Genomic DNA, 19,932 nt, shown 5'->3' with positions numbered 1-19,932 from the left:
CACCCGCGCGAACACCGGAAACACCCGATACAAACCCCGACCCATCCCCACCCACTGACCACCCTGACCAGAGAACACAAACGCCGACCCACCCGGGGAGGCGGTGCCCGTGACGATTCCGGGTGTTCCGTCGATCAGCGCGTCCAGGCCCGCCGGGTCCGTCAGCACGGCACGGTGCGGAAAACGGGCCCGCGCGGCCAGGTCCGCGGCCACCTCGGCCGGTGTGACCTCGGGGTGCTCGGCGAGGAACCCGCGCAGCCTGCGGGCCTGGTCGCGCAGGGCCGCGTCCGACTTGGCCGACAGCAGCCACGGCAGCGGCACCGTGGGGGCGGGGGCGGGCGTGGAGGACGTCTCCTCGGCCGGGACCGGGTCCGGGGCCGGTGCCTCCAGGATCACGTGCGCGTTCGTACCGCTGATACCGAACGCCGAGACGCCCGCGCGGCGCGGACGGCCGTGGTCGGGCCAGGGCCGGGCCTGGGTGAGCAAGGAGACATGGCCCGCCGACCAGTCGACGTGCGAGGTCGGCACATCCACATGCAGCGTCGGCGGCAGCTCGCCGTGCCGCATCGCCATCACCATCTTGATCACACCCGCCACACCCGCCGCCGCCTGCGTATGCCCGATGTTCGACTTCACCGACCCCAGCCACAACGGCTCCACCCGGTCCCGGCCATACGTCGCCAGGAGTGCCTGAGCCTCGATGGGATCGCCAAGGGTCGTCCCCGTGCCGTGCGCCTCCACCGCGTCCACCTCGGACGGCTCCAGCCCCGCGTTCGCCAGCGCCTGACGGATGACGCGCTCCTGCGACGGACCATTCGGCGCGGTCAACCCATTGGACGCCCCGTCCTGGTTCACCGCCGAACCCCGCACCACCGCCAGCACCCGATGACCATTGCGACGAGCGTCCGACAACCGCTCCAAGAGCACGACACCCGCACCCTCGCCCCAGGCCGTACCGTCAGCAGCCTCGGCGAACGCCTTCACCCGCCCATCGGCCGCCAGCCCCCGCTGGCGCGAGAACTCCACGAACCCCGCCGGCGTCGCCATGACCGTCACGCCGCCCGCCAGGGCCAGCGAGCACTCCCCCGCCCGCAGCGCCTGCGCCGCCAGGTGGATCGCCACCAGCGACGACGAGCACGCCGTGTCCACCGACACCGCCGGACCCTCCAGCCCCAGCAGATACGACACCCGCCCCGAGGTCACACTCGTCGCCGTGCCCGTGGAGAGGTAGCCCTCCAGGTCGGGCGGCTGTGCCCCGGCGCCATAGCCCGAGGACCAGATGCCGGTGAAGACGCCCGTCTGACTGCCCCGCAACGACGTCGGATCGATCCCCGCGTCCTCGAACGTCTCCCACACCGTCTCCAACAACACCCGCTGCTGCGGATCCATCGCCAACGCCTCACGCGGCGAAATCCCGAAGAACGCGGCATCGAAGCCACCCGCGTCCCTCAGAAAACCACCCGACCGCGTGTACGACGTCCCCGGCCCACCGGCCGGATCATAAAGACGACCCACATCCCACCCACGATCCGACGGGAACTCCCCCACCGCGTCCACCCCACCCGACACCACACCCCACAACTCCTCCGCCGACCCCACCCCACCCGGATACCGGGCCCCCAACCCCACCACCACCACCGGATCACCCGACACCGAAACCGCAACCGGCACGGACGCGGCAGGGGTTCGGCGCCGGGCACCGACCAGGAGGTCCCGCAGATGGCCGGCCAGCGTGTCGGGGGTCGGGTAGTCGAAGGTCAGCGTCGCGGGCAGCCGTACCCCGGCGACCGCGGACAGGCGGTTGCGCAGTTCCACCGCGGTGAGCGAATCGAAGCCCAGGTCCTTGAAGGCCCGTTCGGCGCTGACGGCCGCGGTGTCGCTGTGGCCGAGGACCGCGGCCGTCTGGCCGGTGACCAGTTCCAGGACGCGGCTGTGCTGCTCGGTCTCGGGCAGGGCCGCCAGTTCCCTGCCCAGGCCCGGCCGGTCCGTGCGCCGGGCGGGCCTGGTCCGGGTGAGGCGGCTGAGCAGGGGGCGGGTGGACGCCGCCGACAGGTCGAGGTGTGCGGGGACGAGTGCGGGATCGGCGGCGCCCAGGGCCAGGTCGAACAGTGCGAGCGCCTGGTCCGTGGGCATCGGCAGCACGCCGGCGCGGGCGAGGCGCTTGCGGTCGGTGTCGGTGAGGTGTTCGGTCAGCCCGCTGTCCTCGGCCCATTGTCCCCAGGCCAGCGACACGCCCGGCAGGCCCTGGGCACGCCGGTGTACGGCGAGGGCGTCCAGGAAGGCGTTCCCGGCGGCGTAGTTCGCCTGGCCCGGGCCGCCCAGCACACCGGCGGCGGACGAGAAGAGCACGAACGCGCTCAGGTCCAGGTCTTTCGTCAGCTCGTGCAGGTGCCAGGCGGCGTCGGCCTTGGGCCGCAGCACCTGGTCGATCCGGCCGGGCGTGAGGGATTCGACGACGCCGTCGTCGAGCACGCCGGCCGCGTGCACGACCGCGGTCAGCGGGTGCGCGGCCGGGATCGTCTCCAGTACGGCCGCCAGCGCGTCCCGATCGGCCACGTCGCAGGCCACCACCTCTGCGTCGAAGTCCACCTCCGCCGCGGTCCTGCCGAGCAGGAGCAGGTGCCGGATGTCGTGCCGGTCGCGCAGGTGCCGGGCGACGAGGCGGCCCAGTGTTCCGGTGCCTCCGGTGATCAGCACGGTGCCGTTCGGGTCGAGCGGGCCGGGTGCCGGGGGCGCTTCGGCCCGTACCAGGCGGGCGGCGTGGGCGGCACCGTCGCGGACGACGAGCTGCGGTTCGTCCCCCGCGACGAGGACGCGGTCGTCGGTGTCGACGAGCACGAACCGGTCGGGGTGTTCCGCTTGGGCCGCGCGGACCAGGCCCCAGACGACGCTGGACGGCAGGTCGGCGGGGTCCGGCCCGACCGCCCCGCGGGTCACGACGGCCAGCCGGCCGTCCCCGTCGCGCAGGAAGTCCTGGAGCACGCCCAGCGTCTCGGCGGCGACGGTGTGCGCGGCCGAGACGGGGTCTCCCGCCGGAGGTGTGACGTGGTGGACGGCCGGGGGTTCGCCGGTGCTCTCGACGGGCACCCAGTCGAGGCGGTAGAGCTGGTGGGTCCCGGCGACCGGCAGGCCCGGCGGCCGGTGGCGCACGGTCAGCGCGTCGATCACCGCCAGCGGGCCGGACTCGTCGGCGAGCACGACCCGGAAGGTGTCGGGGCCGGTGGGTGTGAGGCGGACCCGGGCCGTGGAGCCGGCTTCCCGCATCGACACCCCGGCGAAGGAGAACGGCAGGCGGCCGGCCTCCAGCAGGGTCAGCGGCTGGAGTGCGGCGTCGAGCAGCGCGGGGTGGAGACCGAAGCGGTCGCGGGTGCCGGCGGGCAGCGCCACCTCGGCATAGAGCTCGTCGCCCTGCCGCCGGATCTCGCGTACGCCCGCGAACACCGGCCCGTACTCGTAGCCCTGGGCGGCGAGGGTGTCGTAGAAGTCGGTCAGGTCGACGGGTTCACCGGCCGGCTGCCAGGTCTCGCCGGTGTCGTACGGGTGGGGGCCGCCGGACGCGAGCACGCCGGTGGCGTGGCGCAGCCAGGTGCCGTCCGTCCGGGAGTGCACGGTGACGGGGCGCCGGCCCGTCCCGTCCGGTGCGCCGACGGCGACCTGGACCGGCACGGAACCGTCGTCCGGCAGGATCATGGGGGCTTCCAGCACCAGTTCGTCCAGGACGTCGCAGCCGGCCTGCCGTCCGGCGTGCAGGGCGAGTTCCACGAACACGGTGCCGGGCAGCAGCACGGAGCCCAGGACGACGTGGTCGGCCAGCCATGGCCGGGTGGCCGTCGAGAGCCGCCCCGTGAGCAGGATGCTCTGGTCCCCGGCCAGTTCGACGACGGCACCGAGCAGCGGGTGCCCGGCGGAGTCCAGTCCCGCCGCCGACACGTCGCCCTTCGTGGCGGCGGGGTTCAACCAGTACGGCCGGTGCTGGAAGGCGTACGTCGGCAGCGGGACGTGGCGGGGCTCGCCGGGGAAGACCGGCGTCCAGTCGACGGTCACGCCCTGCGTGTGCAGACGCGCCAGGGCGAGGTGGAATTCCTGTCTGCCGCTGCCACGGCGCAGTGTGCCGGTCACCGCGCCGTCCATCACCGGCACCAGTACGGGGTGCGGGCTGACCTCCACGAACACGCCGTGCCGGTCCTGCGTCAGGGCCTCGACGGCGAGGTCGAAGCGTACGGGTTCGCGGAGGTTGCGGTACCAGTAGCCGGCGTCGAGGACGGAGGTGTCGATCTCCTCGCCGGTCACCGTCGAGCAGAAGGGGATCACCGCCGGGTGCGGTGTGATGTCGGCGAGGTCGGTGAGCAGTTGGTCGCGGATCGCCTCGACCTGGACGGAGTGGGCCGCGTAGTCCACCGGCAGACGGCGGGCGCGGATGCCGTCGGCCTCACAGACCGCCAGCAACTCGTCCAACGCGTCCAGAGCACCCGACACGACGACCGAACCCGGGGCATTGACCACCGCCACCGTCAGCCGGCCGCCCCAGCGGGCCACGAAGCCGACGGCCCGCTCATGCCCGAGACCGACCGACACCATCCCACCCTGGCCCGCCAGAGCGACCAGGGCCTTGCTCCGCAGAGCGACCACCCTGGCCGCGTCCTCCAACGACAACGCCCCCGCCACATACGCCGCCGCGATCTCCCCCTGCGAATGCCCCACCACGGCATCCGGCTCCACACCATGAGCACGCCACAACTCCGCCAGCGCCACCATCACCGCGAACAGAGCGGGCTGCACCACATCCACCCGCTCCAGCGCACCACCACCGGTCAACACTTCCACCAACGACCAGTCCGTATACGGCGCCAACGCCACACCACACGCGTCGATCACCTCCCGGAACACCCGCTCCGAGCCGTACAACTCCCCACCCATCCCCACCCACTGCGCACCCTGCCCCGGAAACACGAACACCGACCGACCCACCGAACCGGCCACACCTGTGATGACGCGGGGGTCTCCGTCGGCGAGGGCTGCCAGTTCCGCCATGAGGTCGGTCCGGGTGCTGCCCACCAGGGCCGCCCGGTGGGCGAGCATGGTGCGGGTGGTGGCGAGGGCCCGGCCGATCGCGGCCGGCCGGAGTCCGGGGTGGGCGGTGATGTGGTCCGCGAGCCGTCGGGCCTGGGCGCGGAGGGCGTCGTCCGTCTTGCCGGACAGCAGCCACACGGTGGGCTCCGCGGAGTCGTCCGCGGCGGGTTGTTCGGGGATTTCCTCCGGGAAGTGTTCGATGACGACGTGGGCGTTGGTGCCGCTGGCTCCGAAGGCCGAGATGCCCGCGCGGCGGGGGCGCCCCGTCTCCGGCCACGGCCGGGCCTCGGTCAGCAGCCGGATGTCACCGGTGTCCCACTCGACGTGCGGCGTGGGCTCCTGGACGTGCAGCGTCGGCGGCAGTTCGCCGTGCCGCATCGCCATCACCATCTTGATGACACCCGCCACACCCGCCGCCGCCTGCGTGTGCCCGATGTTCGACTTCACCGACCCCAGCCACAACGGCTCCACCCGGCCCCGGCCATACGTCGCAAGCAACGCCTGCGCCTCGATGGGATCGCCAAGGGTCGTCCCCGTGCCGTGCGCCTCCACCGCGTCCACCTCGGACGGCTCCAGCCCCGCGTTCGCCAGCGCCTGACGGATGACACGTTCCTGGGAAGGGCCATTCGGCGCGGTCAACCCATTGGACGCCCCGTCCTGGTTCACCGCCGAACCCCGCACCACCGCCAGCACCCGGTGGCCGTTGCGCCGGGCGTCCGACAACCGCTCCAGCAGCACCAGCCCCGCTCCCTCACCCCACGCCGTACCGTCGGCCGTCGACGAGAAGGGCTTGCACCGGCCGTCAGGGGCCAGGGCACGCTGGCGGGAGAACTCCGTGAACTGCAAGGGGGTGACGCTCACGGTCACCCCTCCGGCCAGGGCGAGTGTGCACTCCCCCGAGCGCAGTGCCTGCGCGGCGAGGTGGATCGCCATCAGCGACGAGGAGCAGGCGGAGTCGACGGACACGGCCTGGCCCTGGAGGCCCAGCAGGTAGGAGACCCGGCCGGAGGTGATGCTCGGCGAGATGCCGGTGGCGAGGTAGCCCTCGGTGTCGGGCGGTGCCTGGTCGGGGCTGCCGACGTAGCCGGAGGACCAGATGCCGGTGAACACGCCCGTCTGACTGCCCCGCAACGACGTCGGATCGATCCCCGCATCCTCCAACGTCTCCCACGCCGTCTCCAGCAACACCCGCTGCTGCGGATCCATCGCCAACGCCTCACGCGGCGAAATCCCGAAGAAATCCGCATCAAACCCCGCCGCATCCGCCAAAAACCCACCCCACCGCGTATACGACGTCCCCGCATGACCCGCATCCGGATGGAACAACCCCTCGACATCCCACCCACGATCCGACGGAAACTCCCCGATCCCATCCACCCCACCCGACACCACACCCCACAACTCCTCCGGCGACCCCACCCCACCCGGCAACCGGCACCCCATACCCACGATCACCACCGGATCAGCCCCACCACCCACCCCACCCACCGACACCGACGACACCACCGGCACCACACCCCCGCCCGCTCCGGAGAGTTCGGCGGTGAGGTGGTCCGCGAGGTCGGCGGGGGTGGGGTGGTCGAAGACGAGGGTCGCGGGCAGCCGCAGGCCGGTGGCGCCGGCGAGGCGGTTGCGCAGCTCGACGGAGGTCAGGGAATCGAAGCCGAGGTCGCGGAAGGCGAGTCGGGGCGTGATCGCGATGGTGTCGGAGTGGCCGAGGACGGTGGCGGTGTGGGCGGCGACCAGGGACAGCAGGTCCGACGCGGGGGGCTTGGGCGTCGGCGGGGTCTGCGGCATGGAGAGGTCGGCCGTGGTCAGCGCGGGACGTCCGGCGGCCAGCGCGGTGTCGAACATGGCCAGGGCACGTTCGGTGCCGATGGGGCGGATGCCCTTGCGGGCGAGGCGCTGGCGGTCGGCAGCGGTGAGGTGGGCGGTCATGCCGCTCTCCTGCTCCCAGTAGCCCCAGGCCATCGACACGGCGGGCAGTCCGAGGCTCTGCCGGTGTGCGGCGAACGCGTCGAGGTAGGAGTTCGCGGCCGCGTAGCCGGCCTGGCCGGCGTTGCCGAGGACACCCGCGGCCGCGGAGAACAGCACGAAGGCCGCGAGGTGGTCCTCGCGGATCAGCTCGTGCAGGTGCCAGGCGCCGTCGACCTTGGGGCGCAGCACCCGGTCGAGCTGCTGCGCGGTCAGCCGTTCCACGACGGTGTCCTCGAGCACGCCGGCCGCGTGGACGACGGCGGTGAGCGGATGCTCGGCCGGGATCGAGTCCAGTACGGCCGCCAGCGCGTCCCGGTCCGCGACGTCACAGGCCACGACCCGCACGTCGACGTCCTCTCGCGGCTCCAGGTGCGGCACCGCGCCGCCCCCGCGGCTGACGAGCAGCAGGTGCCGTACCCCGTAGCGGGACACCAGGTGCCGGGCGACGGCCCGGCCGAGAGTGCCGGTGCCGCCGGTGATCAGCACGGTGCCGTCGGGGTCGATCGGCCGGGGGACGGTGAGGACGATCTTGCCGGTGTGGCGGGCCTGGCTCATCAGCCGGAAGGTGGCGACGGCCTGGCGGAGGTCCGCGGCGGTGACCGGCAGCGGCTCCAGCGTCCCGTCTGCGACCATCGCCACGACCCGGGAGAGGATGTCGCCCTGCCGCGCGGGGTCGACGTCGCCCAGGTCGAAGGCCCGGTAGATCAGGCCCTCGGGTGTGCGGACGTCCGTCTTGCCCAGCTCGACGAACCGTCCGCCGTCGGCGAGCAGCCGCAGGGAGGCGTCGGTGAGTTCTCCCGCGAGCGAGTTGAGGACGACGTCCATGGCCGGGAACCGGTCGGCGAACCGGGTGTCGCGGGACGAACCGATGTGGTCGTCCGCCAGTCCGAGGCGCCGCAGGGTGTCCCACTTGGCGGGGCTCGCGGTGGCGAAGACCTCCGCACCGCTGTCCAGGGCCAGCCGGATGGCGGCCATGCCCACTCCGCCCGCGCCGGAGTGGACCAGGACCCGGTCGCCGGGCCGCAGTTCGCCGAGGTCGAACAGCGCGTACCAGGCGGTGGTGAACGCGATGGGCACCGACGCCGCCTCGGTGAAGCTCCAGCCGTCGGGCATCGCCGTCAGGAGCCGGTGGTCGGCGACCGCGCGCGGCCCGAAGGCGCCGGGCATCATTCCCATGACGCGGTCGCCGGGCCGCCAGGCCGTGACGCCGGGACCGACCTCCAGGACGGTGCCGGCCCCTTCGCCGCCCAACGGGGGCCGGTCCGGGTACATGCCGAGGGTGATGAGCACGTCGCGGAAGTTCAGGCCGGCCGCGCGTACGGCGACCCGCACCTGGCCGGGTTCCAGCGCGGCCTCGTGCCAGGGCAGCAGGGCCAGGTCGTCCAGTTGCCCGGTGCCGGACTCGCTGAGCCGGTAGGCGCCGTCGGGGACGGTCAGTTCCGGCGCGTACCGGGCCTGCCGCGGCACGAGGACGCCTTCCGGGCGCAGGGCCAGTTCGGGTTCGCCGCCGGCCGTCATGGCGGCCCGGACCGCGTCCTCCTCGGACGCGTCGCCCATGTCGACCAGGACGAACCGGCCGGGGTGCTCGACGGCGGCGCTGCGGACCAGGCCGCGTACGGCCGCGCCGGCCACGCCGCGGGTCAGGACGGCCAGGCGCGCGGCCGGCCGCTCCGGCTGCTCGGCCAGGAAGTCCTGGACGAGCGCGCGGGCCCGCTGGAGGAGGGCGTGTACGGAGTCGGCGTCGGCTTCCGCGGTGAGTACCGGGCTCGGCACCACCTCGGCCGGTGTGCTCGCGGTGAGGGGCACCCACTGGGTGTGCAGCACCGCGGCCCGGGGCTCGGCGGCCGGACGGACGGTCAGGGCGGTGATGTCCGCGACCGGGTTGCCGGTCAGGTCGGTCAGGGTCGCGCGGTAGGTGTCGGTGCCCGTGCGGGCGAGGTGGACCCGGGCGGTCGACACCCCGGTGGTGTGCACGGTGACGCCGGAGAAGGAGAACGGCAGCCGGACCCGGGTGTCGGGGCCGAGCAGGATCAGCGGCTGGAGTGCGGCGTCCAGGAGCGCGGGGTGGAGGCCGAAGCGGGCGCCGTCGGGGACGGACACCTCGGCGTAGAGTTCGTCCTCGCCCTGCCACAACTCCCGCACGCCCCGGAACGCGGGTCCGTACTGGTATCCGAGTTCGGCGAGGAAGGCGTAGAACCCGTCGGGGTCCACGGGTTCGGCGTTCCTCGGGGGCCAGTCGAGGCGTCCGGCCGTCACCTGGCCGCCGAGCGTTCCGGACGCGTGGCGGACCCAGCCGTCGCCGCCCTTGGAGTGCACGGTGACCGGGCTGCGGCCGGCGTCGTCCGGAGCGCCGACCGAGACCTGGATGTCCGTCGGTGTGTCCGAGAGCGCGAGGGGCAGGTGCAGGACGAGGTCGTCCAGGGTCCCGCCGCCCAGGGTGGCGAGTTCGAGAAAGGCGGTACCCGGCAGCAGAATCGTTCCGTCAACGGCGTGGTCGGCCAGCCAGGGATGGGTGCGGGTGGAGACGCGGCCACTGTGCACGGTGCTCCCGTCGGGCAGTTCGACGGTGGTGCCCGCCAGCGGGTGCCCGGTGCCGTGGTCGCCGGCCGCGGGGGTGAGCCAGTAGGTGCTGCGCTGGAAGGCGTAGCGCGGCAGCCTGACGCCGTGCGGGCGGTCGTGCGGCCAGGTCACGGCGACGCCCTGGACGTGGAGGCGGGCCAGGGCGGTGTGGAATTCCCCGATGGCGCCGTGGTCGCGGCGCAGGGTGCCGGTCGCCACGCCGTCCAGGTCCTGCACCAGCACGGGGTGCGGGCTGACCTCCACGAACACCTCGTGGCCGTCGGCGGTGAGCCGGGCGGTGGCCAGGTCGAACCGTACGGGCTCGCGGAGGTTGCGGTACCAGTAGCCGGCGTCGAGGGCGGAGGTGTCGACCGGCTCGCCGGTGACCGTGGAGTAGAACGGGATCGCCGCCGAGCGGGGCGTGATGTCGGCCAGGTCGGTCAGAAGCCGCTCGCGGACGGCCTCGACCTGGGCCGAGTGTGCCGCGTAGTCGACGGGGATGGCGCGGGCGCGTACGCCGTCCCTGGCGCAGGCGGCCAGCAGTTCGTCCAGGGCTCCGGGTTCGCCGGACACGACGACGGTCGAGGCGGAGTTGACCACCGCGACGGTGATCCGGTCGCCCCAGGGGCCCAGATAGCCGGCGGCGGCGTCCGCGGACAGCGCGACCGAGACCATGCCGCCGTGTCCGGCCAGGGCGACCAGGGCCTTGCTGCGCAGAGCGACCACCCTGGCGGCGTCCTCCAACGTCAGCGCGCCCGCCACATAGGCCGCCGCGATCTCCCCCTGCGAATGCCCGACAACCGCGTCAGGTTCCACACCATGAGCACGCCACAACTCCGCCAGCGCCACCATCACCGCGAACAGAGCGGGCTGCACCACATCCACCCGCTCCAACGCACCACCGCCGGTCAGCACCTCCACCAACGACCAGTCCGTGTACGGCGCCAACGCCACACCACACGCGTCGATCACCTCCCGGAACACCCGCTCCGAGCCGTACAACTCCGCACCCATCCCCACCCACTGCGCACCCTGCCCCGGAAACACGAACACCGACCGGCCCAGCGGGCGGGCGATCCCGGTGACCAGACCCGGCGCCGTGCCACCCCCGGCCAGAACGTCCAGGGCTTCGGCGGTGCCCACTACGACCGCCCGGTGCTCGAACACGGCGCGGGCAGCCAGCGCGCCCCCGACCGCCGCCGGGCTCACCTCGGGATGTGCGGCGGTGAAGGCGCCCAGCCGGCGCGCCTGCTCCCGCAACGCCGCCTCGGACCTGGCCGACAGCGGCCAGAGGACCCGGTCGTCCGCGTGGCCCCGGGGGGAGGGTGCGGAGGAGTCGGCCTCGGCGGGCTGCTCGAGGATCACGTGGGCGTTGGTGCCGCTGATGCCGAAGGCGGAGACGGCGGCCCGCCGTGGCCGCCCGGTCCCGGGCCAGGCGACCGGTTCGGTGAGCAGGCGGACCGCGCCGGAGGCCCAGTCGACGTGCGGCGTGGGCGCGTCCACGTGGAGGGTGCGCGGCAGTTCGCCGTGCCGCATCGCCATGACCATCTTGATCAGGCCGGCCGCGCCGGCCGCCGCCTGGGTGTGGCCGATGTTCGACTTCACCGACCCCAGCCACAACGGCTCGTCCCGCCCCTGACCGTAGGTCGCCAGGAGTGCCTGGGCCTCGATGGGGTCGCCGAGGGTGGTCCCGGTGCCGTGGGCCTCCACCGCGTCCACTTCGGACGGTTCCAACCCGGCCTGGGCGAGGGCCTGACGGATCACCCGCTCCTGGGAGGGGCCGTTGGGCGCGGTCAGGCCGTTGGAGGCGCCGTCCTGGTTGGTGGCGGAGCCTCGGACGACCGCCAGCACCTCGTGGCCGTTGCGGCGGGCGTCGGACAGGCGTTCCACCAGCAGCAGGCCGGCGCCCTCGGCCCAGCCCGCCCCGTCGGCCGCGGCGGCGAAGGACTTGCTGCGGCCGTCGGGCGCGCTCGCCCCCTGCCGGGACATCTCGGTGAACAGTGTGGGTGCCGCGTTGACGGTGACGCCGCCGACCAGGGCGAGGGAGCATTCTCCCGAGCGCAGCGCCTGGGCCGCCAGGTGCAGGGCCACCAGGGACGACGAGCAGCCGGTGTCCAGGGACAGTGCCGGGCCGAGCAGGCCCAGCTGGTACGCCAGCCGGCCGGACCCCACGCTCGACGCGGTGCCGGTGACCTGGTAGCCCTCCAGGTCGTCGGGGACCGGCCCGGCGGCGTAGCCGGTGGACCAGATGCCGGTGAACACGCCGGTGGGTGTGCCCTCCAGCGTGGTCGGGTCGATACCGGCGTGCTCGATGGTCTCCCACGCGGTCTCCAGCAGGATGCGCTGCTGCGGGTCCATGGCGAGCGCCTCGCGGGGGGATATCCCGAAGAACGCCGCGTCGAAGTCGCCGGCGGCGTCGAGGAAGCCGCCCTGGGACGTGCTCGACGTGCGGGGGCGGCTTCCCGTCGGGTCGTAGAGGCGGTCGATGTCCCATCCCCGGTCGGCCGGGAAGTCGCCGACCGCGTCCACGCCGTCCGCGACCAGCCGCCACAGGTCCTCGGGGGTGTCGGCGCCTCCGGGGTAGCGGCAGCCCATGCCGATGACGGCGATCGGCTCGTCCGTCGCGGCCGGGGCCAGCGGCGCGTCCTGCTCGCCGGACTCGCCGGACAGGTGGGCGGCCAGCCGTGCCGGGGTGGGGTGGTCGAAGACGAGGGTGGCGGGCAGTCTCACCCCGAGCGCGGCGGTCAGGCGGTTGCGCAGTTCCACCGCGGTCAGCGAGTCGAAGCCCAGGTCCTTGAACGCCTGCCGGGGGTCGATCCGCTCGGGGGTGGCGTGTCCCAGCACCCCGGCGACGTGGGTGGTGATCAGCTCCAGCAGGTCGGTGCCGTCGGCGGGGGGCGCGGGCCTGGGGGCCTGCGGCCGGCCGTGGGCCTCGGGCAGGTCCCGCAGCAGCCGGCTCGGCCGCGCGTGGGTGTAGGCGCGGGCGAACTGTGCCCAGTCGGCCTCGGTGACGACCGCGAGGGTCTCGTCGTGGTCGAGGACGTCCTGGAGCGCGTCGAGTGCCCGGTCCGGGTCCAGTTCGCCGAGGCCGAGCAGGGTGCGCTGGCGCTGCACGGACTCCAGGGCCGCCATGCCGCCTTCGGCCCAGATGCCCCACGCGACGGAGGTCGTGGCGCGGCCCTGGGCGCGGTGCTGTGCGGCCAGGGCGTCGAGGAAGGCGTTGCCGGCGGCGTAGGCCGCGCCGTGGCCGTCGCCCCACACGCCCGCGGTGGAGGAGAACAGGACGAAGGCGTCGAGGTCCGGCAGGAGTTCCGCCAGGTTCGCCGCCCCGGCGACCTTGGCCGCGATGACCTCGGCGAACTCCGCCGGTGTCGTGTCGGCCAGCCTGGTCGCCCTGATCGCGCCGGCGGTGTGGAAGACCGCGCGGATGTCGCCGACGCGCTCGACGAGGTCCCGCAGGGCGTCCCGGTCGGCCACGTCGCACGCCGCCACGGTCACCCGCGCCCCGGCTGCCTCCAGTTCGTCGCGCAGGCCGGCCGCTCCGGGTGCGTCGGGGCCGCGGCGGGCGGCCAGCACGATGTGCTCCGCGCCCTGCCGCGCGAGGCGGCGGGCCACATGTCCGCCGAGCGCGCCGGTGCCGCCGGTGACCAGCACCGTGCCCCGCGGCCGCCAGGGCCGCGCGGCCGGGCCCGACGGGGCCTTGCGGCGCAGCCGCTTGGCGAAGCACCGGATGCCGCGGATCGCCACCTGGTCCTCGCCCGTGCCGGTGAGCACACCGAGCAGCGCGTTCACGCTCTCCTCGTCGGGCACGGCGGGAAGGTCGACCAGGCCGCCCCAGCCGTGCGGGAACTCCAGCGCCGCGGACGCGCCGGTGCCCCACGCCAGGGCCTGGGCCGGGCTGGTGACCGGGTCGGTGCCCGAGGTGCTCACGGCGCCGCTGGTCGCGCACCACAGCGGGACGGCCGGTGTCCGCACCGGGTCCAGGGTGCGGACAAGGTCCAGGGTGCGGACCAGGCCCGCCGGGAGCACCGGGTGGCCGGGGTGCGGCTCCTCGTCCAGCGCCAGCAGCGACAGCACACCGTCCGGCCCGGGCCGGGCGCCCGGGGTGTCGGCCACGTCCCAGGTCTCGGCCACCGCGAAGCCCCGTTCGCGCAGGGCCTCGGCCCACGGGTGCCCGGTCGTGGCCAGGACGAGCCAGCGAGCAGGGTCCACCGGGGCCGCGGTACCGCTCATCGGCGCCCATGCCACCTCGTACCGCCGGTCGTCGTGGGGCACCGGCGGGGTCGCGGCCACCCAGTAGGGCTCGCGCTGGAAGGCGTACGTGGGCAGGTCCGCCCCGGGTGCGGTGCGGGGCAGGACCGGAGTCCAGTCGACGTCGGCTCCGGCGGCGTAGAGGCGTCCCGCCGCGGCGAGGAACTCGGTGAGGCCGCCGTGATCGCGGCGCAGTGTTCCGGTGGCGGCGACGTCCAGCGCGGGCACCAGCACCGGGTGCGGTCCGACCTCCAGGAACAGGGCGTGGCCGTCGGCGGTGAGCCGGGCGGTGGCCAGGTCGAACCGTACGGGCTCGCGGAGGTTGCGGTACCAGTAGCCGGCGTCGAGGGCGGCAGTGTCGACCGGCTCGCCGGTGACCGTGGAGTAGAACGGGATCGCCGCCGAGTGGGGCGTGATGTCGGCCAGGTCGGTGAGCAGTCGCTCGCGGATCGCCTCGACCTGTACGGAGTGGGCGGCGTAGTCGACGGGCAGGCGGCGGGCGCGGATGCCGTCGGCCTCGCAGGCGGCCAGCAGTTCGTCCAGCACGTCGGGGCCGCCGGACACCACGACCGCCGCGGGTCCGTTCACCACGGCGGTGGTCAGCCGCTCGCCCCAGCGGGCCAGGTAGCCGGCGACCTGCTCGGCGGACAGCGCGAGGGACACCATGCCGCCCCGGCCGGCGATGCCGGCCAGTGCCCTGGACCGTAACGCCACGACCTTGGCGGCGTCCCGCAGCGACAGCGCGCCGGCGACGTACGCGGCGGCGATCTCCGCCTGGGAGTGGCCGACCACGGCGTCCGGCCGCACGCCGTAGGACCGCCACAGGTCGGCCAGCGCCACCATGACGGCGAACAGGGCCGGCTGCACCACGTCGACGCGGTCCAGTGAACCGTGGCGCAGTTCGTCGACCAGCGACCAGTCGGTGTACGGGGCCAGGGCGGCGGCGCAGGCGTCGATGCCGGCGCGGAAGACCTCGGACTGCTCGTACAGGTCACGGCCCATGCCCGCCCACTGCGCGCCCTGTCCGGGGAAGACGAACACGGTTCCGCCGGTACGGGCCGGCGGTCCCGGCGGGAGCGCGGCCAGGCCGGACAGCAGGTCGTCCCGGTCGGCGCCGACCACCGCGGCCCGGTGCGCGAACCGGGTGCGGGCCGCCAGTGCGCGGCTGATCGCGGCGGCCGGGACGTCGGGGTGGGCGGTCGCGTACGCGTGCAGCCGCTCGGCCTGGGCGCGCAGCGCGGCGTCGGTCTTCGCGGACAGCAGCCAGGCGGTGGGGGCGGCCCGGCCGGCGGGTTCGGGAAGGTAGCCGGGGTCCGGGTCGGGGGACTGCTCGATGATGAGGTGGGCGTTGGTGCCGCTGATGCCGAAGGCCGAGATGCCGGCGCGGCGCAGGTGCTCGTGCTCCGGCCACGGCCGGGCCTCGGTGAGCAGCCGGACGCCGCCCAAGGCCCAGTCGACGTGCGGGGTGGGGGCGTCGACGTGCAGGGTGCGCGGCAGTTCGCCGTGCCGCATCGCCATGACCATCTTGATCAGGCCCGCGACGCCGGCGGCGGCCTGGGTGTGGCCGATGTTGGACTTCACCGACCCCAGCCACAACGGCTCGTCCCGCCCCTGACCGTAGGCGGCCAGCAGGGCGTGGGCCTCGATGGGGTCGCCGAGGGTGGTGCCGGTGCCGTGGGCCTCGACGGCGTCCACGTCGGACGGCTCCAGCCCGGCGTTCGCCAGCGCCTGGCGGATGACGCGTTCCTGGGAGGGGCCGTTGGGCGCGGTCAGGCCGTTGGACGCGCCGTCCTGGTTGACCGCGCTTCCCGCGACGACCGCCAGCACCCGGTGGCCGTTGCGACGGGCGTCCGACAGGCGTTCCAGCAGCACCAGGCCGGTGCCCTCGGCCCAGCTGGTGCCGTCGGCCGCGGCGGCGAAGGGCTTGCTGCGGCCGTCCGCCGCGAGGCCGTGCTGGCGGGAGAACTCGGTGAAGCCGAGCGGTGTCGCCATGATCGTGACACCGCCGGCGAGCGCCAGCGAGCACTCGCCCGCGCGCAGGGCCTGGGCGGCCAGGTGGACGGCGACCAGGGACGACGAGCAGGCGGTGTCCACGGACAGCGCCGGACCGCGCAGCCCGAGGTGGTAGGCGACCCGTCCGGACGTGACGCTGGTCGCGACGCCGGTGAACAGGTAACCCTCCAGGTCCTCCGGCAGGCCCGGCCCGGTCGCGTAGCCGGACGACCAGACACCGGTGAACACGCCGGTGTGGCTGCCGCGCAGCGAGGCCGGGTCGATCCCGGCGTGCTCGAAGGTCTCCCAGGCCGTCTCCAGCACGAGCCGCTGCTGCGGGTCCATGGCGAGCGCCTCGCGGGGCGAGATGCCGAAGAACGGAGCGTCGAAACCGGCCACCGCCTCCAGGAACCCGCCCCGGGTGGTGTACGTGGTGCCGGCGCCGCGCAGTTCCGGGTCGTACAGGCCGCCCAGGTCCCAGCCGCGGTCGTCCGGGAAGTCGCCGATCGCGTCCACGCCCTGCGCGACGAGCCGCCACAGGTCGTCCGGCGAGGCCACCCCGCCGGGGAAGCGGCAGCCCATCCCCACGATGACGACCGGGTCGTCGTGCGGAGCCGGGGTGGCGGGGGCCGGCCGGTCGCCGGGGCCGGTGCGCAGCCAGTCGATCAGTTCCGCGGGCGTCGGGTGGTCGTAGACGAGACCGGAGGGGAGGTGCCGGTCCAGGGCGGCGGCCAGGCGGTTGCGCAGTTCGAGCCCGGTGACCGAGTCGAAACCGAGGTCCTTGAAGGTGAGTGCGGGATCGATGTCCGCGGCATCCTCGTGGCCCAGCACGAGCGCGATCTGCGCGGTGACGACGGCTGCCGCGTCGACCGTGCCGCCCGGCCCGGGATCGTCCGTGTCCGTGCCGCCCGCCCCGGTGCCGCGGATCTCCGGGCCGCCGTCCGGCCGGCCGGGCGCGGTGGTCCCCGCTGTGTGCGTCCCCGGGCCGGCCGGGGTCCGTCCGCCCTGCCCGGCTGTCGCATCGGGCAGCCAGTACGAGCGACGCTGGAAGGCGTACGTGGGCAGGTCGACCGGCGCGGCCTCGGCGACGGCCGGGGACCAGTCGACCGGCACGCCGGCCACGAACAGCCGGGACAGCGCGGTCAGGAAGGCGTCCGGCCCGCCCCGGTCCCGGCCCAGTGTGCCGGTGGCGACCCCGGGCACGCCGGTCCGCTCGCGGGCCTGTTCCAGGGTCTGTTCGAGGGCGGGCAGCAGCACCGGGTGCGGGCTGACCTCTACCACGACGTCGTGCCCGTCCGCCAGCAGGGCGGCGGTGGCCAGGTCGAAGCGGACCGGCTCGCGCAGGTTGCGGTACCAGTAGCCGGCGTCGAGCTCCGTGGTGTCGTCGAGGAGGCCGCCGGTGACCGCGGAGTAGTACGGGGTGGCGCCCTGCCGGGGCCGTACCCCGTCCAGTTCGGTGCGCAGCCGCTCGCGGATCGTCTCGACGTGCGCGGAATGGGAGGCGTAGTCCACCGGGACGACGCGTGCGCGGACACCGTCCGCCGCGCAGGACTCGACCAGTTCGGACAGGGCCTGCGTGTCGCCGGACACCACGACCGAGCCGGTGGCGTTGACGACGGCGACCGTCAGCGCGCCGCCCCAGCGCGACACGTAGTCCTCGGCCCGCTCGGCGGACAGGGCCACGGACACCATGCCGCCCCGGCCGGTCAGCGCCACCAGCGCACGGCTGCGCAGTGCCACGATCCGGGCCGCGTCGGACAGCGACAGCCCGCCCGCGACGTACGCCGCGGCGATCTCGCCCTGCGAGTGCCCGACCACCGCGTCGGGCTCGACACCGAAGGAGCGCCACAGTGCCGCCAGGGACACCATCACCGCGAACAGGGCGGGCTGCACGACGTCCACGCGGTCGAGCGGGGCGCCGTCCAGGACGTCGGCCAGGGACCAGTCCGTGTACGGGGCCAGGGCCTGGGCGCACTCGTCCATGGCGGCCCGGAAGACGGGGTACGCGGCATACAGCTCCCGGCCCATGCCGGCCCACTGCGCGCCCTGGCCGGGGAACACGAAGACGGTACGGCCCGGGGTGCCGGCCCGGCCGGCGGCGACCTGGGCGGAGTCGAGCAGGACCGCGCGGTGCGCGAAACGGGTCCTGGTGGTGGCCAGCGCGTGCGCGACGTCGGCGCCGGTCAGATCCGGGTGGCTGCGCACGTGTGCGCGCAGGCGCTCGATCTGCGCTCCCAGCGCCTGCCTGGTCCGCGCCGTGACGATCCACGGCGCCGGCCCCTCGGGGGCGGGCCGCCGGACCGGCGGCGCGGCCGGCTCGGGCGCCTGCTCGACGATCACGTGCGCGTTGGTGCCGCCCATTCCGAACGACGACACGCCGGCGAGCAGGGGCGCGTCCGGCCGCGGCCAGGGGGTCAGGGCGGTCTGGACCCGCAGCGCCAGTGCGTCGAGCGGGATGCCGGGGTGGGGGGTTTCGTGGTTCAGGCTCGGCGGCAGTGCGCGGTGGTACACGCTGAGGACGGCCTTGAGCAGACCGACGATGCCCGCGGCGCCTTCCAGGTGGCCGACGTTCGTCTTGGCGGATCCGACCCGCAGGGCGCTGTCCGCGTCGCCCTCGGTGTCTCCGGACCAGGCCGCGGCGCGGTAGGCCGCCGCGAGGGCGGCGGCCTCGACGGGGTCGCCGACAGCGGTGCCGGTGCCGTGCAGCTCCACGTACTGCACATCCGCGGGACGCACGCCGGCGCGGGCCAGTGCCTCCCGGATGACCTGTTCCTGGGCCTGCGCGCTGGGCACCGTCAGGCTCTGTGTCGCGCCGTCGTTGTTGACCGCGCTGCCCCGGATGACACCGTAGACGCGGTCCCCGTCGGCCAGGGCCCGGTCCAGCGGTTTCAGGACGAGGAAGGCGCCGCCCTCGCCGCGGACGAAGCCGTTGGCCCGGGCGTCGAAGGTGAAGCAGCGGTCGTCCGGGGACAGGCCGCCGAACTCGGCCGCTCCCTCCTCGCGGGCGGCGGTCAGGTTGAGGTTCACCCCGCCGGCCAGGGCGAGCGCCGACTCGCCTCGGCGCAGGCTCTCGACCGCCAGATGCACCGCGACCAGCGCCGACGACTGGGCCGTGTCGACCGTCATGCTCGGTCCGCGCACACCGAGGAAGTGCGAGACGCGGCCCGCGATGACGCCCCGGTTGGTGCCGGTCAGCGTGTGCGGCGTGATGTGACCGGGGTAGGCCAGGGATGTGTAGTCCTCCCACATCGAGCCGACGAACACCCCCGTCGGGCCGCCCGTCAGCGTGCTCGGCACGATCCGGGCGTCCTCCAGCGCCTCCCAGGCGAGTTCGAGCATGAGCCGCTGCTGCGGGTCCATGCCGGCGGCCTCACGGGGGGACACACCGAAGAACGCCGCGTCGAAGCCGTCCACCCGGTCCAGGTAGCCGCCGTGCCGTACGCCCTGCCGGCCCGCGGGCGGCGCGGTGATCGCGTCGGCCCCGTCGCACAACAGTCGCCAGAACGCCTCCGGGTCCGGGGCCTTCGGCAGCCTGCCCGCCATGCCGACGACAGCGACACGCTCAGCGTCCGAATCCAAGGGGAAGCGCATCACATCGACACCTCGTGAGCCGGGGAATGAAGGAAGGCGGGCTGCTTCCGTAGCAGTCCCCACGGTGCGGCTCCGGCCGCGCGAGCGACCGGATGATGGAACGCGCGGGCAGCCCGGCGACCCGGTCGTATCCGAACCCGGACTCGACCGCGCTTCGGGCGCCTGGATCAGTGGAGCGGTCCTCGAAAGCGACAGCATTGGCGATCTTCGAGGAAGATGCACTGGTGCGCTGAGCGTAGGGGCCGAGGCGATGATCGCCTCGCTGCGCAGACGAGCATGGCAGCAACATCACGCCATTGCCATAGGCCAAGCGAAGGCTGTCTGAAACGCAGCACATCACAATGTCATATGCCAGCATGACAAAGGCACCGTGGCGAGATTTGTCGCATGTCCTCGTGAAGCGCGTCGTTTCGTACGGGCGGCCCCTGGCAGTGTCCCCCGGCGGATCCGCCGGCGAATCCGCCGGTGAACCCCCCGTGCGGTCGCGGGAGT

General features: G+C 74.1%; 1 protein-coding gene. It reads right to left on the bottom strand.

Annotated features, from left to right (window positions below; genetic code table 11):
• Positions 1-19,440, bottom strand: a 19,440-nt coding sequence (locus ACZ4W9_RS27125) for an SDR family NAD(P)-dependent oxidoreductase (protein ID WP_467940175.1), incomplete at its 3' end; no start/stop codon positions are given.
• Positions 19,441-19,932 lie beyond the last annotated feature (492 nt).

Source organism: Streptomyces sp. NPDC029296 (assembly GCF_055569255.1).
Note: the sequence above shows the minus strand (reverse complement) of the source record. Positions and strands in the feature narration are given on the sequence as shown.